Source organism: Tenacibaculum profundi (assembly GCF_057162725.1).
Genome location: NZ_CM169894.1, coordinates 307,685 through 333,534 on the forward strand (window position 1 = coordinate 307,685; position 25,850 = coordinate 333,534).

Annotated in this window: 19 protein-coding genes and 1 other RNA gene; 18 read left to right on the top strand and 2 right to left on the bottom strand. The window is 31.2% G+C overall.

The window, feature by feature from the left end; all coding sequences use genetic code 11:
* The first annotated feature begins 7 nt into the window (after window positions 1-7).
* From lpxD to fabG, 7 genes are all read left to right on the top strand, one after another.
* Window positions 8-1,048 carry a UDP-3-O-(3-hydroxymyristoyl)glucosamine N-acyltransferase gene (lpxD, locus tag AC2GW8_RS01100; protein ID WP_440880953.1) on the top strand — a complete coding sequence of 347 codons (1,041 nt, stop codon included), beginning with the start codon at window positions 8-10 and terminating at the stop codon, window positions 1,046-1,048.
* Window positions 1,041-2,432, top strand: coding sequence for a bifunctional UDP-3-O-[3-hydroxymyristoyl] N-acetylglucosamine deacetylase/3-hydroxyacyl-ACP dehydratase (locus AC2GW8_RS01105; protein WP_440880954.1), 1,392 nt, complete (start codon window positions 1,041-1,043; stop codon window positions 2,430-2,432). Before lpxD ends, AC2GW8_RS01105 begins: the two co-directional genes overlap by 8 nt.
* A 5-nt stretch (window positions 2,433-2,437) precedes the next feature.
* Window positions 2,438-3,223 (top strand): acyl-ACP--UDP-N-acetylglucosamine O-acyltransferase, encoded by a 786-nt coding sequence (gene lpxA / locus AC2GW8_RS01110; RefSeq protein WP_440880955.1) that lies wholly within the window; start codon window positions 2,438-2,440, stop codon window positions 3,221-3,223.
* An 11-nt stretch (window positions 3,224-3,234) separates the two neighbouring features.
* Window positions 3,235-3,798 (top strand): elongation factor P, encoded by a 564-nt coding sequence (gene efp, locus AC2GW8_RS01115; protein ID WP_440880956.1) that lies wholly within the window; start codon window positions 3,235-3,237, stop codon window positions 3,796-3,798.
* A gap of 47 nt (window positions 3,799-3,845) precedes the next feature.
* Window positions 3,846-4,766, top strand: a complete 921-nt coding sequence (locus AC2GW8_RS01120) for a UDP-3-O-(3-hydroxymyristoyl)glucosamine N-acyltransferase (RefSeq protein WP_440880957.1) — start codon at window positions 3,846-3,848, stop codon at window positions 4,764-4,766.
* Window positions 4,767-4,838: 72 nt separating this feature from the next.
* Entirely contained in the window at window positions 4,839-5,717 is an 879-nt protein-coding gene (sucD, locus tag AC2GW8_RS01125) for a succinate--CoA ligase subunit alpha (protein WP_440880958.1), read from the top strand.
* A gap of 418 nt (window positions 5,718-6,135) precedes the next feature.
* A complete protein-coding gene (gene fabG, locus AC2GW8_RS01130) occupies window positions 6,136-6,876 on the top strand; it encodes a 3-oxoacyl-[acyl-carrier-protein] reductase (RefSeq protein ID WP_440880959.1) in 741 nt (246 codons plus the stop codon).
* A 67-nt stretch (window positions 6,877-6,943) separates the two neighbouring features.
* Here fabG and AC2GW8_RS01135 read toward each other — a convergent pair whose 3' ends face one another.
* Window positions 6,944-7,588, bottom strand: coding sequence for a DUF937 domain-containing protein (locus tag AC2GW8_RS01135; protein ID WP_440880960.1), 645 nt, complete (start codon window positions 7,586-7,588; stop codon window positions 6,944-6,946).
* Between the two features lie 132 nt (window positions 7,589-7,720).
* On the opposite strand from AC2GW8_RS01135, the gene AC2GW8_RS01140 reads away from it, so the two are divergent.
* Both AC2GW8_RS01140 and AC2GW8_RS01145 read left to right on the top strand, forming a co-directional pair.
* Window positions 7,721-9,046 (top strand): dicarboxylate/amino acid:cation symporter, encoded by a 1,326-nt coding sequence (locus AC2GW8_RS01140; RefSeq protein ID WP_440880961.1) that lies wholly within the window; start codon window positions 7,721-7,723, stop codon window positions 9,044-9,046.
* Window positions 9,047-9,160: 114 nt separating this feature from the next.
* Window positions 9,161-10,012, top strand: a complete 852-nt coding sequence (locus AC2GW8_RS01145; RefSeq protein ID WP_440880962.1) for a sulfurtransferase — start codon at window positions 9,161-9,163, stop codon at window positions 10,010-10,012.
* A gap of 170 nt (window positions 10,013-10,182) precedes the next feature.
* Here the strand turns inward: AC2GW8_RS01145 and AC2GW8_RS01150 are convergent, their stop codons facing one another.
* A complete protein-coding gene (locus tag AC2GW8_RS01150; protein ID WP_440880963.1) occupies window positions 10,183-10,695 on the bottom strand; it encodes a DUF7935 family protein in 513 nt (170 codons plus the stop codon).
* A 191-nt stretch (window positions 10,696-10,886) separates the two neighbouring features.
* Here AC2GW8_RS01150 and AC2GW8_RS01155 point away from each other — a divergent pair, with 191 nt between their 5' ends.
* The 9 genes from AC2GW8_RS01155 (at window position 10,887) to AC2GW8_RS01195 (ending at window position 25,705) form a co-directional block, all read left to right on the top strand.
* A complete protein-coding gene (locus tag AC2GW8_RS01155; protein ID WP_440880964.1) occupies window positions 10,887-13,220 on the top strand; it encodes an ATP-dependent helicase in 2,334 nt (777 codons plus the stop codon).
* Window positions 13,221-13,263: 43 nt separating this feature from the next.
* A complete protein-coding gene (locus AC2GW8_RS01160) occupies window positions 13,264-13,893 on the top strand; it encodes a DUF4290 domain-containing protein (RefSeq protein WP_440882170.1) in 630 nt (209 codons plus the stop codon).
* A complete protein-coding gene (gene murA, locus AC2GW8_RS01165) occupies window positions 13,894-15,207 on the top strand; it encodes a UDP-N-acetylglucosamine 1-carboxyvinyltransferase (protein WP_440880965.1) in 1,314 nt (437 codons plus the stop codon). It abuts the gene before it with no gap.
* A gap of 287 nt (window positions 15,208-15,494) precedes the next feature.
* Window positions 15,495-16,073, top strand: coding sequence for a nucleotide exchange factor GrpE (locus AC2GW8_RS01170; RefSeq protein WP_440880966.1), 579 nt, complete (start codon window positions 15,495-15,497; stop codon window positions 16,071-16,073).
* A gap of 58 nt (window positions 16,074-16,131) precedes the next feature.
* A complete protein-coding gene (gene dnaJ, locus AC2GW8_RS01175) occupies window positions 16,132-17,253 on the top strand; it encodes a molecular chaperone DnaJ (protein ID WP_440880967.1) in 1,122 nt (373 codons plus the stop codon).
* Between the two features lie 199 nt (window positions 17,254-17,452).
* Window positions 17,453-17,765, top strand: an RNA gene (gene rnpB / locus AC2GW8_RS01180) — RNase P RNA component class A.
* 442 nt (window positions 17,766-18,207) lie between these two features.
* Window positions 18,208-20,985 (top strand): bifunctional aconitate hydratase 2/2-methylisocitrate dehydratase, encoded by a 2,778-nt coding sequence (locus tag AC2GW8_RS01185; protein WP_440880968.1) that lies wholly within the window; start codon window positions 18,208-18,210, stop codon window positions 20,983-20,985.
* Between the two features lie 269 nt (window positions 20,986-21,254).
* Window positions 21,255-23,072: an MOSC N-terminal beta barrel domain-containing protein gene (locus AC2GW8_RS01190; protein WP_440880969.1), complete on the top strand. Its 1,818-nt coding sequence runs from the start codon at window positions 21,255-21,257 to the stop codon at window positions 23,070-23,072.
* A gap of 98 nt (window positions 23,073-23,170) precedes the next feature.
* Window positions 23,171-25,705 carry a hypothetical protein gene (locus AC2GW8_RS01195; RefSeq protein ID WP_440880970.1) on the top strand — a complete coding sequence of 845 codons (2,535 nt, stop codon included), beginning with the start codon at window positions 23,171-23,173 and terminating at the stop codon, window positions 25,703-25,705.
* Window positions 25,706-25,850 lie beyond the last annotated feature (145 nt).

A 25,850-nucleotide genomic window follows, 5' to 3' on the forward strand; every position in this document is an offset into this window, starting at 1 on the left:
GCCAACAATGAAATTTACAGCAAAACAAATAGCAGAAATTTTAGAGGGAGAGATTGTCGGAAATCCGGAAACAGAAGTTTCAAAATTATCTAAAATAGAAGAAGGAAAAGAAGGATCATTAACTTTTTTAGCAAATCCTAAGTATACTCCTTATATATATACAACAAATGCCAGCATAGTAATAATTAATAAAAGCTCATGCTTGGAAAAAGAAGTCGATAAAACTCTTATTAAGGTTGAAGATGCATATAAATCTTTTTCAAAATTATTATCATTTTATAATGAAGTAAAAAATAATAAAAAAGGTAGAGAAACACCTCATTTTGTAGCTGATTCAGCTTTGATAGGTGAAGATGTATACATAGGCGCATTTTCATATGTTGGTGAAAATGTAACTATTGGTAAAAATGTAAAAATATATCCGAATACCTATATCGGAGATAATGTTTCCATAGGTGATAATTGTTTTTTATTTGCTGGGGTGAAAATTTATTCCGAAACAGAAATAGGAAATAATTGTAAAATTCATTCTGGATGTGTAATTGGGTCTGATGGTTTTGGATTTACCCCTGATGAAAACGGAGACTACAAAGCTGTTCCGCAGATAGGTAATGTCATCATAAAGGATAATGTAGACATTGGATCTAATTGTACTATTGATAGAGCTACTTTAGGTTCAACTATTATTCGAGAAGGAGTCAAATTAGATAATCAAATTCAAATAGCCCATAATGTAGAAATTGGTAAAAATACTGTTATAGCATCACAAACAGGTATTGCTGGTTCAACAAAAGTAGGAGAGTATTGCATGATCGGAGGCCAAGTTGGAATTGTTGGGCACATTACAATAGGTAATAATGTGAAAATTCAAGCACAATCAGGAATCGGAAGAAATTTAAAAGAAGGAGATGTTGTTCAAGGATCGCCAGCTTTTGGATACTCTGATTATAATAAATCATACGTTCATTTTAAAAATTTACCTAATATAGCAACAACTATTCATAAAATTCAAAAAGAGTTGAATGCTCAACAAAATAAAAATGAGTAAAAAGCAAACAACAATTAAAAATGAAATATCATTGTCTGGTGTAGGATTACACACAGGTAATGACGTTACAATGACCTTTAAACCAGCTCCTGAAAATAATGGTTATGCATTTGTAAGAGTTGATTTAGAGGGAAAACCAATCATTGAAGCAAGAGCAGAGTATGTAACTAATACGCAAAGAGGTACCAATTTAGAAAAAAAAGGCGTGCAAATACAAACATCTGAGCATGTTTTAGCTGCCGCTGTGGGATTAGGTATAGACAATTTAATAATTGAGATTGATGCTTCTGAACCTCCTATAATGGATGGATCTTCAAAATATTTTATAGAAGCGCTTGAAAAAGTAGGTGTTGTAGAGCAAAAAGCAACCGCAGAGGTTTTTGTGGTTAAGGAGATCATCTCTTATAAAGATGAAAACACAGGAAGTGAAATAATATTAGTTCCTTCAGACGAGTATCAAATTACAACTATGGTAGATTTTGGTACAAAGATACTAGGAACTCAAAATGCAACTCTAAATTCAATTTCAGAATTTAAGGAGGAAGTCGCTAATGCTAGAACTTTTAGTTTCTTGCATGAAATTGAAATGTTATTAGAAAATGATCTTATCAAAGGGGGAGATTTAAATAATGCCATTGTTTATGTTGATAAAGAATTATCAAGTGATACAATGCAACGGTTGAAAAAAGCCTTTAAAAAAGATAATATTTCAGTTAAATCAAATGGAATTTTAGATAATTTAACGTTGCATTGGGCCAATGAAGCTGCGCGACATAAATTACTTGATGTTATTGGGGATTTGGCCTTGGTAGGAACTAAAATTAAAGGTAAAGTAATAGCGAATAAGCCAGGACATTCTGTTAATACTCTTTTTGCAAAAAAATTAGCAAAAATCATCAAGCAAGAAAAAAGAAACTCTATTCCTACATATGATTTGAATAAAGAGCCTTTAATGGATATTCATGCTATCATGAATATACTTCCGCATAGGCCACCTTTTTTGCTGGTAGATAGGATATTAGAGTTGTCGGATAGACATGTTGTGGGAATGAAAAACGTCACAATGAACGAAAACTTTTTTGTAGGACATTTTCCTGGAGCTCCTGTAATGCCTGGAGTTTTGCAAATAGAAGCGATGGCACAATGTGGGGGTATTTTAGTTTTAAGTACCGTTCCTGATCCTGAAAATTATTTAACTTACTTTATGAAAATTGATAATGTAAAGTTTAAACGAAAAGTATTACCTGGAGATACTTTGATTTTCAAATCAGATTTAATAACTCCTATTAGAAGAGGTATTTGTCACATGCAAGCATATGCATATGCTAATGGAAAGTTAGTATGTGAAGCTGAATTAATGGCTCAAATTTCAAAAGTAAAATAAATTATATGAATCAACCTTTAGCTTATGTACATCCGCAAGCAAAGATAGCTAGAAATGTAGTTATAGAGCCTTTTACAACGATTCATGCAAATGTAGAAATAGGTAAGGGAAGTTGGATTGGATCAAACGTAACTATAATGGAAGGAGCAAGGATAGGAGAAAATTGTAGAATTTTTCCAGGTGCTGTAATTTCTGCAATACCACAAGATTTAAAATATAATGATGAAGATACTACGGTAATTATTGGAAATAATGTTACAATAAGAGAATGTGTTACAATAAATAGAGGTACAAGTGATAGAATGAAAACTGTTATCGGAGACGATTGTTTGATAATGGCATATAGCCATATAGCTCACGACTGTATTGTCGGGAATAATTGTATTTTCTCAAATAATACAACTTTAGCTGGGCATGTTAATATAGGTAGTAATGTTGTTTTAGCAGGAATGGTGGCTGTTCATCAGTTTGCCTCTGTTGGGAGTCATGCTTTTGTTACAGGTGGTTCATTAGTGAGAAAAGATGTCCCGCCCTATGTAAAAGCTGCCCGTGAGCCATTATCTTACGTAGGTATAAATTCAGTAGGTCTAAGAAGAAGAGGTTTTACTACTGAGAAAATAAGAGAAGTTCAAGAAATTTACAGAATTTTATATCAAAAAAATTATAACAACACTCAAGCTGTTGAAATTATAGAAGCTGAAATGGAAGCAACTCCAGAAAGAGATGAAATCTTACAATTTATTAAAGAATCTCATCGAGGAATTATGAAAGGTTATTTTAAATCTAATTAAAAATATATAAAATGGCAACAACATCAGACATCAAAAAAGGACTATGTATTAAATTCAACCATGATATTTATAAAATTATAGAATTTTTACATGTAAAGCCAGGTAAAGGCCCTGCTTTTGTTAGAACAAAATTAAAAAGTGTAACCTCTGGAAAAGTTATAGACAATACGTTTTCAGCAGGTCATAAAATTGAAGATGTTAGGGTTGAAACACATAAGTATCAATATTTATATGCTGAAGGAGATGATTATAACTTTATGAATACAGATGATTATAATCAAATTACGCTTCAAAAATCGGTATTGGATGCACCTGATTTAATGAAAGAAGGTGAAGTTGTTACTGTTTTAATAAATACGGAAGATGATTCTCCCTTATCTGTTGAAATGCCTTCACATGTTGTTTTGGAAGTAACACATACAGAGCCTGGTGTTAAGGGTAATACAGCAACTAATGCTACAAAACCAGCTACGGTTGAAACAGGAGCAAGAATTAATGTTCCACTGTTTATAAACGAAGGTGATAAAATAAAAATAGATACTGAAAAGGGAGCTTACTCAGAGCGAATCAAATAATAAGAAAATAAGATAGATTCATATTTTTAAAAGGGTTATTTTCTCAAATGAAATTTAAGCAAACGTATACTTTAAAGCAAATAGCAGATATAATAGGATCTGAGTTTATTGGTGATGAAAACTTTACAATAAAAGGGATTAACGAAATTCATGTGGTGGAAAAAGGAGATATTGTTTTTGTTGATCATCCTAAGTATTATAACAAGGCTTTAAATTCTGCTGCAACTACGATTCTTATTAACAAGAAAGTTGATTGTCCGAAAGGCAAAACGCTTTTAATTTCAGAAGACCCATTTAGAGATTTTAATATTTTAATAAATCATTTTAATCCATTTATCGCTTCTAATACAACTATTTCAGATTGTGCGGTGATTGGTGAAAATTCTATTATTCAACCTAATGTTTTTATTGGAAAGAATGTTCGAATAGGAAAGAATTGTGTGATTCATGCCAACGTAGTAATAAACAACAATTGTTCAATAGGAGATGGTGTTATTATTCAATCAAATACAGTTTTGGGTAGTGATGCTTTTTATTATAAGAAAAGATCAGAGGGGTTTGATAGACTCTTATCTGGAGGTAGTGTAATAATTGAAAATCAAGTTGAGTTAGGTGCTTCTTGTACTATTGATAGGGGGGTAACTGGCGACACTAAGATAAAGGAAGGGACTAAAATAGATAATCAAGTTCATATTGGTCATGATACTGTTATAGGAAGAAAATGCTTAATTGCTGCCCAAACAGGAATAGCTGGCTGTACAGTAATTGAAGATGAAGTAACCATTTGGGGGCAAGTAGGAATTATTAGTGGACTTACCATAGAAAAAGGCACAGTATTAATGGCACAGACAGGTGTCTCAAAATCTTTAAAGAAAGGGACTTATTATGGAACACCACAAAGACAATATAGACAAACCCTAAAAGAAATTATTTATCTGAAAAATGCAACAAATAAAGATAAAAACTAATGTAATTTATATTGTTAAAATCAATTAAAAGATTATTTTTGTCTTACTTTTTAAAAATTAAAAAACAAACCAATGAGTGTTTTAGTAAATAAAGAATCAAAAATTATAGTGCAAGGTTTCACTGGTAGTGAAGGAACTTTTCATGCTGGACAAATGATTGACTATGGTACAAATGTAGTTGGAGGTGTTACACCAGGAAAAGGAGGTCAAGAGCATTTAGGAAAACCCGTTTTTAATACGGTTGCTGATGCTGTTAAGGAGGTTGGAGCTGACACATCTATCATTTTTGTTCCACCTGCATTTGCTGCTGATGCTATTATGGAGTCTGCTGAGGCAGGAATTAAAGTGATTATTTGTATTACTGAAGGGATACCTACGGCTGATATGGTGAAAGTTAAAGCATACATAGATTCGAAGGAAAATTGTACTTTAGTTGGTCCTAATTGTCCTGGTGTTATTACTCCTGAAGAAGCTAAAGTAGGTATCATGCCAGGCTTTATTTTCAAAAAGGGAAAAGTTGGAATTGTTTCTAAATCAGGAACTTTAACATATGAAGCTGCTGATCAGGTGGTTAAGCAAGGTTATGGTATCACTACTGCAATTGGGATTGGTGGAGACCCTATTATTGGAACAACCACAAAAGAGGCTGTTGAGTTATTGATGAATGATGATGAAACTGAAGCAATTGTTATGATTGGAGAAATAGGTGGTAATTTAGAAGCAGAAGCAGCTCGTTGGATTAAAGCAGATGGAAATAGAAAACCTGTAGTTGGATTTATAGCAGGACAAACAGCACCTGCAGGAAGAACAATGGGACATGCTGGTGCTATTGTGGGAGGTGCAGACGATACTGCTCAAGCAAAAATGAAAATTTTAGCTGAAAACGGTGTATATGTAGTTGAATCTCCCGCTAAAATTGGAGAAATGATAAATAAAGTTTTGCCTAATTAACTATTTTTTAAACAGTTAATTAACAAACAGTAAAAAAATCCATTAAATTTTAAAATTTAATGGATTTTTTGTGTTCTATTTATTTAGATCATTTTTGCAAATGATTTGATTATCGCATTAATATTATAAATACAGAAAAAGTTAATTCAAACCACATATAAAGATCGATATAAAGTAAGAGTCAACAATAATTTTTAAATTTTGATAGTGATTGGCTTAAAAAATATAAGAGGTAAATTTTATATTATATCGATTACGGATTATAAAAAAGGCATAGGCCCTATAACTCAAAAGCTAGAAAAAATATAGAATTAGAGTATTAATTTTATGCTTTTTAAAATGATAAAAATAGTTAATCTTATTGCTGTTAATATCACTATTGTACTATATTTGTCAGGATGTTAAAATAATTAATAACATGAAACTTTTAGAAAATAAAACAGCTATAATTACAGGCGCAACTAGAGGAATAGGGCGAGGGATAGCAATTGAGTTTGCAGAACAAGGTTGCAATGTAGCGTTTACATATAATTCATCTGTTGAAGCTGCTAATATATTAGAAAAAGAACTTACGGAATTAGGAGTTAAGGCCAAGGGATACCAATCAAATGCTGCTGAATTTGAATCAGCACAAGATCTAGCAAAAAATGTTTTAGAGGAATTTGAGGCTATAGATATTTTAGTAAATAATGCCGGAATTACTAAAGATAATTTATTAATGAGGATCTCTGAAGACGATTTTGACAAAGTTATACAAGTCAATTTAAAATCTGTTTTCAATCTTACAAAAGCTGTAATTAGACCTATGATGAAGCAACGTTCAGGATCCATCATAAATATGAGTTCTGTTGTTGGTTTAAAAGGAAATCCAGGTCAAACAAATTATGCAGCTTCTAAAGCAGGTATTTTAGGCTTTTCGAAATCAGTTGCCCTAGAATTAGGTTCAAGGAATATCAGGAGTAATGTTGTCGCCCCTGGTTTTATAGAAACTGAAATGACTGCTAAATTAGACGACAAAGTTGTTGAAGGTTGGCGTAGTGAAATTCCTCTAAAAAGAGGAGGCACACCAAAAGATATTGCTAATGCCTGTGTGTTTTTAGCATCTGATATGAGTTCTTACATAACAGGACAAACTCTATCAGTTGATGGAGGAATGTAATAAAAAAATATAACAATAAAACAAAACCTGTCAAAGAGCAGGTTTTGTTTTATTGTATGTTTAGTAGTTATTTTTTGCCAAACAATCCTCCTAACACATTGCCTATAATACCTCCTGATGATTTATTTGATCCGCCAAGAACCATTCCAGCAACATCATCAATAACACTACCGTCTCCATCAGCATCCAATATTTGCTCTAGAAAATTTTGTTCTTTCTTAGTAGATTCGCCACCAAGTAAATTACCCAAGAATCCACTTAAATCATTTGAGTTACTAAGTCCATTTTCTTTTGTCTGCTTTCCTAAGAGTCCCATAAGAAGAGGAGTAGCAGTTTTAAGAATATTAGTTACAGAGTCATTTGTTACACCAGTTTTTTGACTGATGACTTGTTCAATCCCACCTTGCTTATTTCCTAAAATATGACCTAAAATTTTACTTCCATCTTGCATAATGTCATTATTTACTCCGTTTTTTAATAAATTACCGAGATTATCTAAAACACTTCCATCGTGTTTTTGAGTTAGCGCATTCATAAGACTTTCAGCACCTTCTTTAGACGAAGAGTTTCTCTGCATTGCTTTCATTAATACAGGTAAGGCCATTGAAAGTACATTACTTGTTTTACTAGAGTCTTCTCCAGTAGACCCAGCTACTCCAGAGATTATATTTTTACCCAAGTCACTATTTAATAATTCTAATATGCCTGCCATTTGTTTTTTTAAATTTAAAATAGGTTAGAAATTGTGTATTACGTTAATATGACACAAATTACAAATTTTAAGTCACACTTATTTAAATAATTATTATACATTTATCAATTATTAAATAAACAAACTAAAAATATGAATAGATTAGCGTTACATTGGCAAATTTTAATTGGTATGCTTTTAGGAGTGTTATTTGGCTTATCAATGACCTTTGTAGATGGAGGAGGTGCTTTTGTAGGAAACTGGATAAAACCATTAGGTACTATTTTTGTCAAATTACTGAAGCTAATCGCTGTACCCTTAATTATAGCATCTCTTGTTAAAGGAATATCTGACTTGAAAGATATTTCAAAATTTAAAGAGATTGGTCTTAGGACCATTGGAATATATATTGGAACTACTGTTATAGCCATAACTTTAGGTTTACTTTTGGTCAATATAGTAAAACCAGGAAATGGAATTTCTGAAGAAACAATTAATAAACTTACAGAAACGTATGCCGGCTCCGGAAATATCCAATCAAAAATAGCTGAAGCAACAAAACAAAAGTCAAGTGGACCTCTTCAGTTTATGATAGATATGGTACCTGATAACGCAATAAAAGCTATGGCTAATAATAAATCAATGTTACAAGTCATATTTTTTACCATTTTTCTAGGAATTTCAATGTTACTCGTTGGTGAGAAAAGATCAAGCCCACTAAAAAGTTTTTTTGACTCTTTAAATGAAGTGGTCTTGAAAATGGTTGATTTAATAATGCTTTTCGCTCCATATGCTGTATTTGCTTTGCTGGCAAATGTAATTGTTTCATCAAATGATCCTGATTTGTTATTTGCTTTATTGAAATACGCGATTACTGTTGTTGGAGGATTATTGTTAATGATCGTTTTTTATATGCTATTAGTTGGAGTCTTTGTTAAAAAGAACCCTTTTTGGTTTCTCAAACAAATTAGCCCAGCCCAGTTATTAGCTTTTTCAACAAGCTCAAGTGCAGCAACGTTACCTGTAACTATGGAAAGAGTTGAAGAACATGTAGGTGTTGATAAAGAGGTTTCAAGTTTTGTTTTACCAGTAGGGGCTACCATTAATATGGATGGAACAAGTCTTTACCAGGCTGTTGCAGCTGTGTTTATAGCTCAAGCTCTTAGTTTTAACCTTACTTTTGTAGATCAGTTAACTATCATTTTAACAGCATTACTAGCCTCAATTGGATCGGCAGCAGTACCAGGGGCAGGAATGGTTATGCTTGTAATTGTTTTAGAGGCTGTTGGTTTTCCAGAAGATAAGCTAGCTATTGGTTTAGCACTCATATTCGCTGTTGATCGTCCATTAGATATGTGTAGAACTGTAATCAATGTTACAGGCGATGCGACAGTTTCATCTTTAGTAGCAAAATCTGTAGGAAAATTAGGTGATCCCAAACCTAAAAATTGGGATGATGAATATATTAAAGTAAAATAATAAGTACTTATTTGTGAAAGTTAAGAAGAAACTAATTAATTGTTTCAAAAAGAGATGTCTGTAATTACTTGTAAAGAGATTATTTAAGTGCTAATTAATATAAAATGAAATATCATGAAACTAACAATGAAGACACCATTAGTAAGTACTCATTGGTTAAATGATCGATTAGGCGTTGATAACTTAATTATACTGGATGGGACGATTGGCAAGAATAGTTCTCTAGATAATTCAGCCAAGAATTATATTCCTGGCACAATTTTTTTTGATATTCAAAATAATTTTTCTCAAATGAATTCCAACTTGCCAAATACAATACCAAGTAAAGAGCAATTTGAGAAAGAGGTAAGAAAATTAGGAGTAAACAATGATAGTTGTGTCGTTGTTTATGATTCAATCGGTATTTATTCATCTGCAAGAGTTTGGTGGCTCTTTAAAACTTTCGGATTTCATAATATAGCGATTTTAAATGGAGGACTTCCTGAGTGGAAAGCTGATGGATTTCCATTAGAAAATAAAGTCATAAGTTTTAAAAAAGAATATGGTGACTTTAAAGCAAAAAAGAATTCAAATAACATTCGATCTACTGCAGATGTTTTAGGTATTGTCAAAAGTAGAGAAGCCTATATTTTAGATGCAAGATCTGAAGGTAGGTTTTATGGTACTGAACCTGAACCAAGGGCAGGATTAACTAGTGGTCATATTCCAACATCAATCAATTTACCATATTCTGACCTACAAATAAAAGGGAAAATGAAATCTAGACCTGAATTATTAGAAATTTTTGCTGATTTGAAAATTGGCGATAAGCCACTTGTATTTTCCTGTGGATCAGGAATTACAGCTTGTGTTCTAGTATTAGGAGCTACCATTGCAGGATATAAAAACATAAGCGTTTATGATGGCTCATGGACTGCATGGGCTAGTAATAAGGAACTGCCCATTGATAATAAAAGACAGGGGTGAAGTTTTAACTACATTAAAGACTTTTTTTTTAGAGAGTTATCACATAGAATTAAGTTAGAAAATTGCATAATAAAAAGATTAGACTTTAAAAATTTTCAATTTAAAACTTTACAAGAATAAGTCATTTTGTAAAAAATGAAAAGAATATTTATTTTTTACAACTATTAAATTTAGATAAGTTTTCTTACCTCTTGTTTTATGAATGCAGCAGCAGTATCAGTGGGGTTTTCTTCTTTAGAATAATAAACTAGAATTTCTTCACGAAGTATAGAGGCTTTTTCACTAGTTTCTGCTATTTTTCTAATTTTAGAAATTATAGCTAATTTCATTGTCAAAATAGATTTCCAACTATCATCACTAATATATAGCTGTTGAACAAGATTGTGTTCAAATTCTTGTTCTATGTTAGCAATTAATAAATGCAGATAACTAGTAACATCTTCACCAATAGGAGAAACTCTTACTAATAATTTGGCTGGATTAATACGTTCGCAAAATAAGAGCATTCGTTCGTAGGCTTGAAGTTTCACAGGAAGAGATTCTTTTTTCTTATTTATAAATGCTTCAAACTTTCTTTCATTATTTTCTTTTTTTGTGAATACGCTTAGCATATAATAGGCAACACCTCCAGTTACAATAGCAGGTAAAGCGTATGCAAGTCCCTCAATTATTTTTTCTTCCATTTATTAAGTTTAATAATTTTATATAAAAAATGCTAAGATACAAGTCTCGTAAGTTCTAAAGCATAAATATTAAATAATAAACAGAGAAAGTTGATTTAAATTATGTGTTAAAAAAAAAATGTCAACATATTTTATAAAACCTAAAAGAATGGTTAATTTCACATTTTAAAATTCTTTCAATTTAAATTTCTTTGAGTACTTATTTAGAACAACTTAACGAACCCCAAAGAGCTGCCGTATTGCAAAAAGAAGGACCAATGATGATTATTGCAGGGGCAGGTTCTGGTAAAACTAGAGTGCTAACATACAGAATAGCACATCTTATGAAACAAGGTGTAGATTCTTTTAATATTCTTTCCTTAACATTTACTAATAAGGCAGCACGTGAAATGAAAGAGCGTATTGCTTCAGTAGTTGGTCACAGTGAAGCAAAGAATCTTTGGATGGGAACGTTTCATTCTGTATTTGCTAGAATTTTGAGATCCGAAGCAGATAAGTTAGGCTATCCTTCAAATTTCACTATTTATGATACGCAAGATGCGGTTAGATTACTTTCAGCTATCATAAAAGAAATGAAGTTAGACAGAGAGAGGTATAAGCCTAAACAAATTTTAGGAAGAATCTCTTCTTTTAAAAATAGCCTAATAACAGTAAGGGCTTATTTTAATAATTCTGATTTACAGGAAGCAGATTTACAAGCAAGCAGACCAAAAGTGGGAGATATTTATAAGGAATATGTTGATAGATGTTTTAGGTCTGGGGCGATGGATTTCGATGATTTGTTATTAAAGACAAATGAGTTATTAGCTCGTTTCCCTGAGGTTTTAGCAAAGTATCAAAATAGGTTCAGATATATCATGGTGGATGAGTATCAAGATACGAATCATTCTCAATATTTAATCGTTAGAGCTCTAGCTGATAGGTTTCAAAATATTTGCGTTGTAGGAGATGACTCTCAAAGTATTTATAGCTTTCGTGGAGCAAACATAAACAATATTTTAAATTTTCAAAAGGATTACCCTGATGCAAAAACTTTTAAATTAGAACAAAATTATCGTTCAACAAAAAATATTGTTCAGGCAGCAAACAGTGTTATTGATAAAAATAAGACGAAATTAGATAAAGAAGTGTGGACTGCTAATGACTCTGGTGAAAGCATAAAGATTATGCGTTCCATATCCGATGGAGAAGAAGGTCGTTTTGTAGCGCAATCTATTTGGGAAAATCAAATGAATCATCAATTGATTAATAGCGATTTTGCTATTTTATATAGAACCAATGCACAATCAAGAGCCATTGAGGATGCGCTAAGAAAAAAAGATATAAAATATAAAATTTATGGAGGTATTTCGTTTTACCAACGTAAAGAAATTAAAGACTTACTATCCTATCTAAGGTTACTTATAAATCCTAATGATGAAGAAGCATTAGTTCGTGTTATAAATTATCCAGCAAGAGGTATTGGAGCAACAACTATGGATAAGCTTGTTATTGCTGCTAATCATTACAAAAAATCAATATTCGAAATCATAAAAAATATAAATCGAATAGATATTAAAATAACACAAGGAACGAAAAGTAAATTAGAAGGTTTTTTAACAATGATTCAACGTTTTCAAGTTGAAGCACAAACCAAAAATGCTTTTGAAGTGGCTGACTTAGTTGTCAAACAAACTCAACTAGTTAAAGATTTACAAAAAGATGGCACTCCTGAAGGAATTAATAAAGTTGAAAACGTTCAAGAGTTACTTAACGGGATAAAAGACTTTATTACAGATAAAATAGAAACAGGTGAAGATGCATCATTAACTTCGTTTTTAGAAGATGTTGCTTTAGCTACGGATTTTGATAGTGAAAAAGATGATGTACCTAAAGTATCTCTTATGACCATTCACTTATCAAAAGGATTAGAATATCCTTATGTATATATTGTAGGTTTAGAAGAAAATCTATTTCCTTCAGCAATGAGTATGAATACTCGTAGTGAGTTAGAGGAGGAGAGGCGTTTATTTTATGTAGCATTAACAAGAGCTGAAAAAGTAGCTTATTTGACTTATGCACAAACGAGATATAGATGGGGAAAACTTGTAGATGGAGAACCAAGTAGGTTTTTGGGAGAAATAGAAGATGAGTTTGTCGAGTATTTGATGCCAAAAACTCCAGAGTCAAGTAGTAATAGGTTCATTGATGCTAGCTTGTTTGAAGAAACTCCTTCAAAAATTAGGTTTCAAAAACCAATTCAGAAAAAACGTAAAGACTTTCTAAACAAAAAAGAAAAGACAATAAACAAGCCAGAGAAGAATAAACTCAAAAAGCTTTCTGAAACTACTGCTTTTATTTCTAAAACGAACCTGTTTGATAATGAATTAGTTGTTGGTAGTATTATAGAACACAATAGGTTTGGAGAAGGCAGAGTTTTAGCAATAGAAGGAAAGGGACCAAATAAAAAAGCTGAAATTGAATTTGGTACCGTAGGAAAAAAGAAATTATTATTACAATTTGCAAAATTAAAAGTAATCGGGTAGCTAATCGATATTTATTACTATTTTGCATTTTCATAAAAACAAGATCATGTTTGATTTAGAATATAACTCAGAAAGAGAAACATTAATTATACCAGAATATGGACGTCATATTCAAAAACTAGTCAATCATTGTATTGATTTAAAAGAAAAAGAGGAAAGAAATACCATGGCAAAAGCAATTATAAATGTTATGGGAAACTTACAACCTCATTTACGAGATGTACCTGACTTCAAACATAAGCTTTGGGATCAATTGCATATAATGGCTGATTTTAAATTAGATGTTGATTCACCCTATGAAACGCCTTCTAAAGAAGAATTAACTGCAAAGCCTACAAAGTTAGATTACCCCAAATCTGCTTCAAAGTATCGTTTTTATGGCACCAATATTCAAACAATGATTGATGTAGCTTTAACATGGGAGGAAGGAGATATGAAGGAAGCTTTGATTTTCACGATTGCTAATCATATGAAAAAATGTTATTTAAATTGGAATAAAGATACAGTTGAAGATGGTGTAATATTAGACCATTTATATGAATTATCAGAAGGTAAGATTGATATGAGAAATACTTCAGAGGAATTGGCTGAAAGTAAAAACTTACTGAAAAAAAGAACTACACAAGGAGGTCATAAAGGAAAATCTATAAACAAAAAAAACAGAAAGAAATAAATGGCATCATTCAAAATAGAGGGAGGTCACACTTTAAAAGGATCTATTACGCCACAAGGGGCAAAGAATGAAGCTTTACAGGTTTTATGCGCCGTTCTTCTTACTTCAGAAAAAGTAATACTTAATAATGTTCCTAATATATTAGATGTGAACAAATTGATTTTTATTTTAGGTGAGCTTGGAGTAAAAATTGAAAAATTAACTACTAATAGTTATAGTTTTCAGTCTGATGAATTAAATTTAAAATACCTTGAAAGTGCAGCTTTTAAGAAAGATGGAAGTTCTTTGAGAGGCTCCATTATGATTGTAGGGCCTTTATTGGCTCGCTTTGGTAAAGGATATATTCCAAGACCTGGAGGTGATAAAATAGGGAGGAGGCGTCTGGATACTCATTTTCAGGGCTTTATAGATTTGGGAGCAAGTTTCAGATACAATAAAGAAGAATATTTTTATGGTGTAGAGACAAAAACTGGACTCAAAGGAACGAAAATGCTTTTAGATGAAGCCTCGGTAACTGGTACAGCTAATATAATTATGGCGGCAGTGTTAGCAAAAGGAGTTACTACTATTTACAATGCTGCATGTGAGCCTTATATACAACAGTTATCAAAAATGTTGAATGGTATGGGGGCCAAAATAGATGGAGTAGGTTCTAATTTATTGACTATTGAAGGTGTAACAAAATTAAAAGGAACAGAGCATACTATTTTACCTGACATGATAGAAGTAGGTAGCTGGATAGGAATGGCAGCTATGACACGATCTGAACTTACTATAAAAAATGTGAGTTGGAAAAATTTAGGACAAATTCCAAATGTGTTCAGAAAATTAGGAATCCAAATACAAAAAAAAGATGATGATATTTTTATTCCTAAACAAGAAGGATATGAAATTCAAAGTTATATAGATGGATCTGTTTTAACTGTTTCAGACGCACCATGGCCTGGTTTTACTCCTGATTTATTGAGTATTATTTTAGTAGTAGCAACACAATCTAAAGGAACTGTTTTAGTTCATCAAAAAATGTTTGAAAGTCGTTTGTTTTTTGTTGATAAATTGATTGATATGGGGGCTAAAGTTATTTTATGTGACCCACATAGAGCTACGGTTATAGGGCATGATTTTAAAAGTCAATTGAAAGCTACTAAAATGACTTCTCCTGATATTAGAGCAGGTATATCTTTATTAATAGCAGCGTTATCAGCTAAAGGAACTAGTATTATTCATAATATTGAACAAATTGATCGAGGTTATGAAAATATTGAAGCTCGATTAAAAGCATTAGGTGCGAAAATTGAAAGGATTGATGTTTAAAAATAAATTCAATATTATTTGATTTTACATAGAATATTTTAAAAGCCTTCTTTTGATTTTTATTTCTGTTTAATTTACAATAAGTACTTATTATATGTTTTACATTAATATTTTTAAATTAATATAAAACATAAGTAATTTTAGTGTTTTAAGCTTTAAATGTGAAATCCTTAATGATTTATTTATTAAATAAGTAAAAGAATTACCAAAAGTGTCAATTTGACATTATTTGATAGATGGCAATATTCTTGTTATATGATATAAAAATAAAAGATTAAAGATTTACAATGAGTAAAGACCAGTATACAAAGGGAGATGAAATAAAAGATTCAATAGAGAATTCTGAATTAGATGATAAAACTATTGAAGATATTGATAATCAAGACAAAGAGATTGTTGAAGAAGAAGTTAAGTCTGAAGAATCGACGAATGAAGAAAAGTTACAAGCTGAAAAAAACAAATATCTAAGACTTTTTGCTGAATTTGAAAATTATAAAAAACGAACGTCAAAAGAGCGAATAGAGCTATTTAAAACAGCAAGTCAGGAATTAATGACAGCATTACTGCCAATTATGGATGATTTTGATAGAGGTTTGGCAGAAATTAAGAAAAATGAGGATTCAGAACTGCTTAAAGGTATGGAGTTAATTAGTAACAAACTAAAAAACACGTTAACTCAGAAAGGACTAACCGAAATGGATGTTAATCCAGGTGATATTTTTGACTCAGAATTACATGATGCTATCACTCAGATACCAGCACCAAGTGACGATTTAAAAGGAAAAATTATCGATTGTGTTGAAAAGGGATATAAATTGGGCGATAAAATTATACGTCATCCAAAAGTGGTTATAGGACAAGCTTAAAATGATATGATAGTAATTACCAATTAATTATTTATAATTAATTGTCAATTAAAAATATATGGCAAAACAAGATTATTACGAGATTTTAGGAATTTCAAAATCGGCTTCTCAAGGAGAGATAAAAAAAGCCTACAGGAAAATGGCTATCAAATACCACCCTGATAAGAATCCCGATAATAAAGACGCAGAGGAAAAATTCAAATTGGCAGCAGAAGCATATGAAGTTTTAAGTGATGAAAACAAAAAGGCTCGTTACGATCAATATGGTCATGCAGCATTTGAAGGAGGTCAAGGATTTGGCGGTGGTGGTATGAACATGGATGATATCTTTAGTCAGTTTGGAGATATTTTTGGAGGTGCTTTTGGTGGCGGTTTCGGTGGCTTCGGAGGTGGAGGTCAACGCCAGGCTAGAGTTAAAGGAAGTAATTTAAGAATACGTGTTAAACTCACCTTAGCGGAAATAGCTAAAGGCGTAGAGAAAAAAGTAAAAGTAAGAAGAAAAATCCAAGCAACTGGAGTAACTTACAAAACATGTTCTACATGTAATGGTACAGGACAGCAGATGCGTGTAACCAATACAATTCTTGGACGAATGCAAGCAGCTACAACTTGTAGCTCATGTCATGGAGCGGGAGAAATTCTTGATAAAAAGCCTTCAGGAGCTGATACTCAAGGAATGATTGTTAAAGAAGAAACAGTATCAATTAACATACCGGAAGGTGTGTCAGAAGGAGTTCAATTAAAAGTAGGAGGAAAAGGAAATGAGGCTCCAGGTAAAAATTCAATACCAGGAGATTTATTAGTAGTTATTGAGGAGATACAACATGATAATTTAAAAAGAGAAGGTAGTAATATACATTACGATTTATATGTAAGTTTCTCTGAGGCCGTACTAGGTGTTTCTAAAGAAATAGAAACCGTTACGGGAAAAGTAAAAATAAAAATAGAACCAGGTACACAGTCAGGTAAAATTCTACGTTTAAAAGGTAAAGGTTTACCAAGCATTGAACATTATGGTACAGGAGACTTTTTAATACATATTAATGTATGGACTCCACAAGAGTTAACAAAAGATCAACGTAAGTTCTTTGAATCAATGCTCAATGATGATAACTTTAATCCAAATCCTCAAAAATCGGATAAATCATTTTTTGAAAAAGTGAAAGACATGTTCTCTTAAAATTGAGATAAAATAAACAAAATAAAAACCTACTTAATGAAATAATTAGTAGGTTTTTTATTTAATTTAGATTATGTTTTAAATATTTTAAACAAAATAAAAAAATTATATTTGTGAAATCTACTAAGTAATATTAGTATTTATTCATAGTAATTGTCCACTCTTTTGAGTGAGTTTTTTATAATAAAATTAAAAATAATAAGTAGCTCTATCTTATCGACTTAGTTATTTTAACTAAGTAGGAAAGTCCGGACACCGTAGAGCATACATAGCGGATAACGTCCGTCCGATGCAAATCGAGGACAAGTGCAACAGAAAGAATGTACAGGTTATGCTGTAGTGAAATCAGGTAAACTCTATGTGGTGCAATGTCACGTATATTAGAGCTTGAGTGCTGCTCGCACGATTCTAAGGGGTAGGCAGATTGATTTTAATAGCAATATTAAGACTAGATAAATGATAAGAGCCTCTTAATAGAGGAACAGAATCCGGCTTATTGAGCTACTTTTATTTTTGATAAATGTTATTTAGAACGAGTATAAAAAAAAGTAAGTGTAAAATTTACTCTTAAATTATTATATTATTAAATTAATATAAAAATAAACACTCATGTGTTGTTTAATTCTTAAATAAAGGTATGTTTTTTGGTTATTTGTTATTAATAACCATATTCTGTTGTATATTTTTAAATTATTAAGTAAAATCGTACTTTTGTGAAGCAAAAACTAACATTAATTACTTATGTGCTTTACGGTTACTGGTATTTAAATGTAAAATATTTATAATAGTACAAACACCTAAATATCTGTTGTGAATCACAAGGTTTTATGATGTTCTGTTAATATGCAATTAGGTTGAATTATCAACGATCAGAAAAGACATTAACATTTTAATAAAAGTATTAATAAATACGACAATCACTAACTTTTTCAAAAAGAAAAGACTTCTATATTTATGAACACATACAAAGATTATTTAAGGGAGATTGAAGAACGAAAAACTCAAGGACTTCATCCAAAGCCAATAGATGGAGCTGAATTATTAAGTGAAATCATTACACAAATCAAAGATGAAAATAATATTCATCGAGAAGAATCTCTTAATTTCTTTATCTATAATACATTACCAGGTACAACAAGTGCCGCTGCTGTAAAGGCAAAATTTTTAAAAGAAATAATTCTTGGAGAATCTGTAGTGAAAGAAATTACACCTGATTTCGCATTTGAGCAATTATCACACATGAAAGGAGGACCTTCTGTTCAAGTGTTATTAGATTTAGCTTTAGGTGATAAGGATGAAACAGCCGAAGCCGCTACAAAGGTTTTAAAAACTCAAGTTTTTTTATATGAAGCGGATACAGAGCGTTTAGAAAACGCTATGAAAGAAGGAAATACTTTAGCGAAAGAAATTATCGAAAGCTACGCTCAAGCTGAATTCTTTACAAAATTACCTGAAGTACAAGAGGAAATTCAAGTAGTTACTTATATTGCTGGGGTTGGTGATATTTCAACGGATTTATTATCTCCAGGGGCGGATGCTCACTCAAGATCTGACCGTGAATTACATGGACAATCTATTTTTGAGCATAATAAAGATATGCAAAAGGAAGTTCTTGCTTTAAAAGAACAACACCCAGACAAACGCGTAATGTTAATTGCTGAGAAAGGAACAATGGGAGTTGGTTCTTCTCGTATGTCAGGTGTGAATAATGTAGCATTATGGACAGGTATTTCTTCAAGCCCATATGTGCCGTTTATAAATATTGCACCAGTAATTGCTGGTACAAATGGAATCGCCCCAATTTTTTTAACCACAGTAGGCGTGACTGGAGGAATTGGAATCGATTTAAAGAACTGGGTGAAGCAAAAAGACGAGAATGGAAATACCATTGTTGATGAAGAAGGAGATCCAATTTTAAAAGAAGTTTATTCTGTTAAAACGGGAACAGTTCTTACAATTAATACCAAAAAGAAAAAACTATATAACGGAGATACAGAGCTTAAAGACATTTCAACTGCATTGACTCCTCAGAAAATGGAGTTCATTAAAGCAGGAGGGTCTTATGCGGTTGTCTTCGGAAAGAAATTACAAACATTTGCTTGTAAAGTATTAGGAATTGATGTTCCACAAGTATATGCTCCTTCAAAGGAAATATCTATTGATGGACAAGGGTTAACTGCAGTAGAGAAAATTTTTAATAGGAATGCTGTAGGAAATACACCAGGAGTTACCTTGCATGCAGGCTCAAATACGCGTGTTGAAGTAAACATCGTAGGATCTCAAGATACAACAGGATTAATGACTTCCCAAGAGTTAGAAATGATGGCAGCTACAATAATTTCTCCAATCGTAGATGCTGGGTATCAATCAGGATGTCATACAGCTTCTGTTTGGGATGATAAATCTAAGGCTAATATTCCAAGATTAATGAAGTTTATGAATGACTTCGGTTTAATTACGGGTCGTGACCCCAAAGGAATATATCATTCAATGACCGACGTAATCCATAAAGTATTAAATGATATTGCTGTTGATGATTGGGATATTATTATTGGTGGAGATTCACATACAAGAATGGCTAAAGGGGTTGCTTTCGGAGCGGATTCAGGAACAGTAGCTTTAGCACTAGCAACAGGTGAAGCAACTATGCCAATTCCTGAGTCGGTTAAAGTAACTTTTAAAGGAGATATGGTTCCTTATATGGATTTCCGAGATGTAGTTCACGCAACGCAACAACAAATGTTAGATCAGTTTGAAGGAGAGAATGTTTTCCAAGGACGAATTATAGAGGTTCACATTGGTACATTAACCTCTGATCAAGCATTTACATTTACAGATTGGACTGCCGAAATGAAGGCAAAAGCTTCAATTTGTGTTTCTGAAGATGCAACATTGATTGAATCACTAATAATCTCTAGAGATCGTATTCAAATTATGATCGATAAAGGAATGGATAACGAAAAGCAAGTTTTACAAGGTTTAATAAATAAAGCTAACAACCGAATTGCTGAATTAGAATCAGGAAGTAGATCGGCTCTAAGGCCAGATGCTGATGCTAAATATTATGCTGAAGTTGTAATTGATTTAGACAAGATTGTAGAGCCTATGATTGCCGATCCAGATGTAAATAATGAAGATGTTTCAAAACGTTATACACATGATAATATTCAACCATTATCTTTCTATGGAGGAACTAAGAAAGTTGATTTAGGATTTGTTGGATCTTGTATGATCCATAAAGGAGATATGAAAATTTTAGCCCAGATGTTGAAAAATATCGAAGCTCAGCAAGGTGAGGTTAAATTTAATGCGCCATTAGTTGTTGCACCTCCAACATATAATATTGTGGATGAGTTAAAAGTTGAGGGAGATTGGGATGTGCTAGCTAAATATTCAGGCTTTGTATTTGATGATAATGCACCAAAATCAGCAGCACGAACAAAATATGAAAATGTATTGTATTTAGAGCGCCCTGGGTGTAACCTTTGTATGGGGAATCAGGAAAAAGCTGAAGCAGGAGATACTGTAATGGCAACTTCAACTCGTTTATTCCAAGGTCGTGTTGTAAGAGATTCAAAAGAGAAAAAAGGAGAATCACTACTATCGTCAACTCCGGTAGTTGTACTATCTTCGATTTTAGGAAGAACTCCAACATTAGAAGAGTACCAAGCTGCTGTAAAAGGAATTGTATTAACAAAATTCAAACCTTCTCAGAAAAAACTTGTTGTTTAAAAAAATAAAACATAAAGAATTAAAAAGTCTGAACTATACTGTTCAGACTTTTTAATTTAAAGACTCTTTTAATGGAATTTCATTAAACAATAATAAAAAAATAAAATATACTTTTAGATTTAGTTTACTTTTTTTGTAAATATTGCAACAATCATATTGTATAATTTATTTTTAATTTTTTCCTTTTCATATTTTTATTCTTTTACATTTCTGAAATTATTCGGAAATAAAGTCTAGTTTTTTATTAATAATAGATTAAAGTTAAGTTTATGTCAAAAGTTAGTGGTTTGTATATATATCCTTTAAAATCAGCAAAAGGCGTGCATATAGATTCTAGTTTTGTTGAATTTCTAGGGTTAAAAAATGATAGACGTTTTATGGTTATTCATAAAGATGGAGCTATGATAACATCAAGAAAATATCCTGAATTACTTCAAGTTAAAGTGTTGATTAACAATCAAAAAATCACATTAAAGCATATGAAATTTGGTGAAATAAAGGTTAATTTTGATTCTTTTTCATTAAAGGAAAAAAAGACAAAAGTATGGGATGATAAGTTTGTTGCATATGAAACAAATAAAGCGTTAGATGAATTTATTTCAAAAGTAATAGAAATACCCGCGAAACTTATTTACATTTCAGATGATCCAAAAAGAATAGGTAAACACACCAAATCTAAATTATCTTTTGCTGATGGTTACCCGTTATTACTTATATCGGAGGCATCCTTGAGAGAGCTTAATAGAAGAAGTTCAATAATCAATAAAATGGAGCAGTTTAGACCAAATATTATTGTTTCGAATGATATTGCTTTTGAGGAAGATTATTGGAAAATCATAAAAATAGGAGAAGTTCTTTTCGAAGTAGTAAGTCCCTGTGCAAGGTGTATTTTGACAACAATTGATCCAATAACATCTATTCCTAATACACTTAAAGAACCAATGAAAACGTTAAGTAAATTTAGATCTAATGGTGAAGGAGATGTTTTTTTCGGTCAGAATGTCATTGCCCTTAATGAAGGTAATATCGATGTTAATGACCCAGTTACGGTTATTGAATTTAAAGAAGTTGAAGACTATCAGAACAATATGGATGTCATCAACGAACTTGTACTTATTAAAAAAGAAAAAATTAGTCGTGATTTTATTTCTTTTTATTTTAGGAAAAAAGAAGACTTTAGTAATTTACCTGAATTTTCAGCAGGTCAATATTTACCAATTAAATTAAATATAGAAAATAAAATACAGTGTCGGAATTATACGATTTCTTCAAGTCCAATGAATAAGAATATGTTTTCGATTTCCGTAAAAAGAATTAAAAATGGAATTGTTTCGAATTATCTTCATGATAATTTAATGATTGGAGATTGTATTTTAGCTGATAAACCTGACGGGAGGTTTTATATTCAAGATGCACATAAACCAATATTATTAATTTCGGCAGGAAGTGGTATAACTCCAATGATTTCAATATTATCTTATTTAAATGATATAAAAACACTTAATGATGTTGTATTATATCATCAATGTAAAGAAGAACAGGATATTCCTTTTCTTAACTTCTTTTATAATTTGAAAGAACAGTATAAAGGTTTCCATTTCTATATCTCTTTAAGTAGGCCTTCTAAAGATTGGGGTGGATTGAAGGGAAGAATTTCATTAAATCATCTTTTAAAAATACCCAAAACAACAGAAAGGGATGTTTATGTTTGTGGACCTAACGCATTCATGAATATTGCTTATGAAATACTAATTTCTTTAGGTTTAACAAAAGATCAAATTTTTAAAGAACAGTTTACTCCCAAAGAAATTGTTTTGAGAAAGAAGAAAGAAATTTTCGTTAGAGTTAACGAAAAAAAACAATTTACAGGCGATAACCAATCTTTCTTGCTTGATCAGCTAGAAAATAATGATATCATTATTCCAAGTAAATGTAGAGTAGGAATATGTGGTAAATGTAGAGTCCTATTAAAATCAGGTGAGGTGGACCAATCGAATTCGGAAGCTCTTTTAGAAGAAAATAAACAAAAAGGGTATATATTGTCTTGCTGCAGTATTCCTTTAACAGATATAGAAATTAAAGTTTAATAATAATTGTTAAAAAAAACATAAATTTTGTTATATTTGGTAAAATTCATAATATCAATATGTTACTTTCTTTTATCTAATCCCCTAAAACAAAATTTATGACACATTTTTTTAAAAAGACAATTTTTATTGGTTTATGCTTTTTAGTTTTTTTTATTCAATGTGATGACGAAGTTGTTAAAGTCTGTTCAATTTCAGGTCTTACGGTCGAGTCTGGCGATTGCATTGATGAAGAGAATTATTATGTAACAATCGATTTTGATTATGAAAATACTTCATCGGATAGTTTTTCTATTTCAAACAGAGACACTATAATAGGAAAATATGAATTAAATAAACTACCTCTTAAAATAGTATATAAATCTAAACAAAGTCAAACATCTGAGTTTATAAAAGTATCTATTGATGGAATGGCAAAATGTGAATCAGAAATTGAGTGGAATCGTTTGAATTGTTCTGATGATGATTGTGGTATCACTAATTTAACTACTGATTTTGAGGTTTGTAATGATGATGGTACCTATGGATTGGGTGTTAATTTTGATTTTAATACAAGTCAATATAGTGACCCTACTGCTTTTAAGTTTGATGTTTATGATAGAAATACGCATTTAGGTCAGTACAAGTTATCTGATTTACCGATTTATATTCAAAACTATCCTTTTAATTCACAAGGTCAAGGAAATCAGGGGATGGATTATATAAAGATCAAAATGGCAGATAATGCGAACTGTTATTTAGAAAAAGAATGGCCAGTACCTAATTGTTCTGATGATGATTGTGGTATCACTAATTTAACTACTGATTTTGAGGTTTGTAATGATGATGGTACCTATGGATTGGGTGTTAATTTTGATTTTAATACAAGTCAATATAGTGACCCTACTGCTTTTAAGTTTGATGTTTATGATAGAAATACGCATTTAGGTCAGTACAAGTTATCTGATTTACCGATTTATATTCAAAACTATCCTTTTAATTCACAAGGTCAAGGAAATCAGGGGATGGATTATATAAAGATCAAAATGGCAGATAATGCGAACTGTTATTTAGAAAAAGAATGGCCAGTACCTAATTGTTCTGATGATGATTGTGGTATCACTAATTTAACTACTGATTTTGAGGTTTGTAATGATAATGGTACCTATGGATTAGGTGTTAATTTTGATTTTAATACAAGTCAGTATAGTGACCCTACTGCTTTTAAGTTTGATGTTTATGATAGAAATACACATTTAGGTCAGTACAAGTTATCTGATTTACCGATTTATATTCAAAACTATCCTTTTAATTCACAGGGTCAAGGAAATCAGGGGATGGATTATATAAAGATCAAAATGGCAGATAATGCGAACTGTTATTTAGAAAAAGAATGGGCAGTACCTAATTGTTCTGATGATGATTGTGGTATCACTAATTTAACTACTGATTTTGAGGTTTGTAATGATAATGGTACCTATGGATTAGGTGTTAATTTTGATTTTAATACAAGTCAGTATAGTGACCCTACTGCTTTTAATTTTGATGTTTATGATAGAAATACACATTTAGGTCAGTACAAGTTATCTGATTTACCGATTTATATTCAAAACTATCCTTTTAATTCACAGGGCCAAGGAAATCAGGGGATGGATTATATAAAGATCAAAATGGCAGATAATGTGAACTGTTATTTAGAAAAAGAATGGCCAGTACCTAATTGTTCAGATAATGTTTGTGCAATAACTAATTTAACTACTGATTTCGAGGTTTGTAATGGCGATGGTACTTATGGACTGGGGGTTAATTTTGATTTTAATACAAGACAATACAGTGACCCTACCATTGTTAAGTTTGATGTTTATGATAGAAATACACATTTAGGTCAGTATAGGTTATCTGATTTACCGATTTATATTCAAAACTATCCTTTTAATTCACAAGGTCAAGGAAATCAGGGGATGGATTATATAAAGATCAAAATGGCAGATAATGTGAACTGTTATCTAGAAAAAGAATGGCCAGTACCTAATTGTTCAGATAATGTTTGTGCAATAACTAATTTAACTACTGATTTCGAGGTTTGTAATGGCGATGGTACTTATGGATTGGGGGTTAATTTTGATTTTAATACAAGACAATACAGTGACCCTACCATTGTTAAGTTTGATGTTTATGATAGAAATACACATTTAGGTCAGTATAGGCTATCTGATTTACCGATTTATATTAAAAATTACCCTTTTAATTCACAAGGTCAAGGAAATCAGGGAATGGATTACATAATGATCAAAATGATAGATAATGTTAATTGCTATTTAGAAAAAGAATGGGCAGTGCCTAATTGTTCTGACGATGTATGCGAAATTACTAATTTAAGTGTTTCTCCGGCAGGATGTTATAATGATGGTTCTGGAACCTATGATTTAATAGTAAATTTTGATCATACAAAAAAAGCAAGTGATAAATTTGAGCTGTATAATTCTGAAGAGTATATAGGAACGTATTATTTACAAGACTTACCACTTAAAATAAAGCGATTCAATATAAAACCTGATTCAAATGGTAATATTATTGCTTTAGTAACTGTTTCAATAAAAGGATCAAATGGTTGTAGTAAAAAGATAGAATGGTCGATACCTAATTGTAATTAAGAGTAATAGAAACAAAAAAATTATTAAGTGTATATAAAAGTTCGAGTAAAATCTTGAACTTTTATATTTATAGATACTATTGTGTAATTAAAATTCATAAGTTTTAACTATATTGTTATAACTTTTACAATTAACTATTTCTACT

Bases quoted from the DNA above. Each gene is read 5' to 3' on its own strand.
- sucD (WP_440880958.1), top strand. From the start codon at position 4,839: ATGAGTGTTTTAGTAAATAAAGAATCAAAAATTATAGTGCAAGGTTTC.
- lpxA (WP_440880955.1), top strand. From the start codon at position 2,438: ATGAATCAACCTTTAGCTTATGTACATCCGCAAGCAAAGATAGCTAGA.
- AC2GW8_RS01135 (WP_440880960.1), bottom strand. From the start codon at position 7,588: ATGGCAGGCATATTAGAATTATTAAATAGTGACTTGGGTAAAAATATA.
- AC2GW8_RS01120 (WP_440880957.1), top strand. From the start codon at position 3,846: ATGAAATTTAAGCAAACGTATACTTTAAAGCAAATAGCAGATATAATA.
- AC2GW8_RS01190 (WP_440880969.1), top strand. From the start codon at position 21,255: ATGTCAAAAGTTAGTGGTTTGTATATATATCCTTTAAAATCAGCAAAA.
- AC2GW8_RS01145 (WP_440880962.1), top strand. From the start codon at position 9,161: ATGAAACTAACAATGAAGACACCATTAGTAAGTACTCATTGGTTAAAT.
- lpxD (WP_440880953.1), top strand. From the start codon at position 8: ATGAAATTTACAGCAAAACAAATAGCAGAAATTTTAGAGGGAGAGATT.
- AC2GW8_RS01185 (WP_440880968.1), top strand. From the start codon at position 18,208: ATGAACACATACAAAGATTATTTAAGGGAGATTGAAGAACGAAAAACT.
- dnaJ (WP_440880967.1), top strand. From the start codon at position 16,132: ATGGCAAAACAAGATTATTACGAGATTTTAGGAATTTCAAAATCGGCT.
- efp (WP_440880956.1), top strand. From the start codon at position 3,235: ATGGCAACAACATCAGACATCAAAAAAGGACTATGTATTAAATTCAAC.
- AC2GW8_RS01170 (WP_440880966.1), top strand. From the start codon at position 15,495: ATGAGTAAAGACCAGTATACAAAGGGAGATGAAATAAAAGATTCAATA.
- AC2GW8_RS01140 (WP_440880961.1), top strand. From the start codon at position 7,721: ATGAATAGATTAGCGTTACATTGGCAAATTTTAATTGGTATGCTTTTA.
- AC2GW8_RS01105 (WP_440880954.1), top strand. From the start codon at position 1,041: ATGAGTAAAAAGCAAACAACAATTAAAAATGAAATATCATTGTCTGGT.
- murA (WP_440880965.1), top strand. From the start codon at position 13,894: ATGGCATCATTCAAAATAGAGGGAGGTCACACTTTAAAAGGATCTATT.
- fabG (WP_440880959.1), top strand. From the start codon at position 6,136: ATGAAACTTTTAGAAAATAAAACAGCTATAATTACAGGCGCAACTAGA.
- AC2GW8_RS01150 (WP_440880963.1), bottom strand. From the start codon at position 10,695: ATGGAAGAAAAAATAATTGAGGGACTTGCATACGCTTTACCTGCTATT.
- AC2GW8_RS01195 (WP_440880970.1), top strand. From the start codon at position 23,171: ATGACACATTTTTTTAAAAAGACAATTTTTATTGGTTTATGCTTTTTA.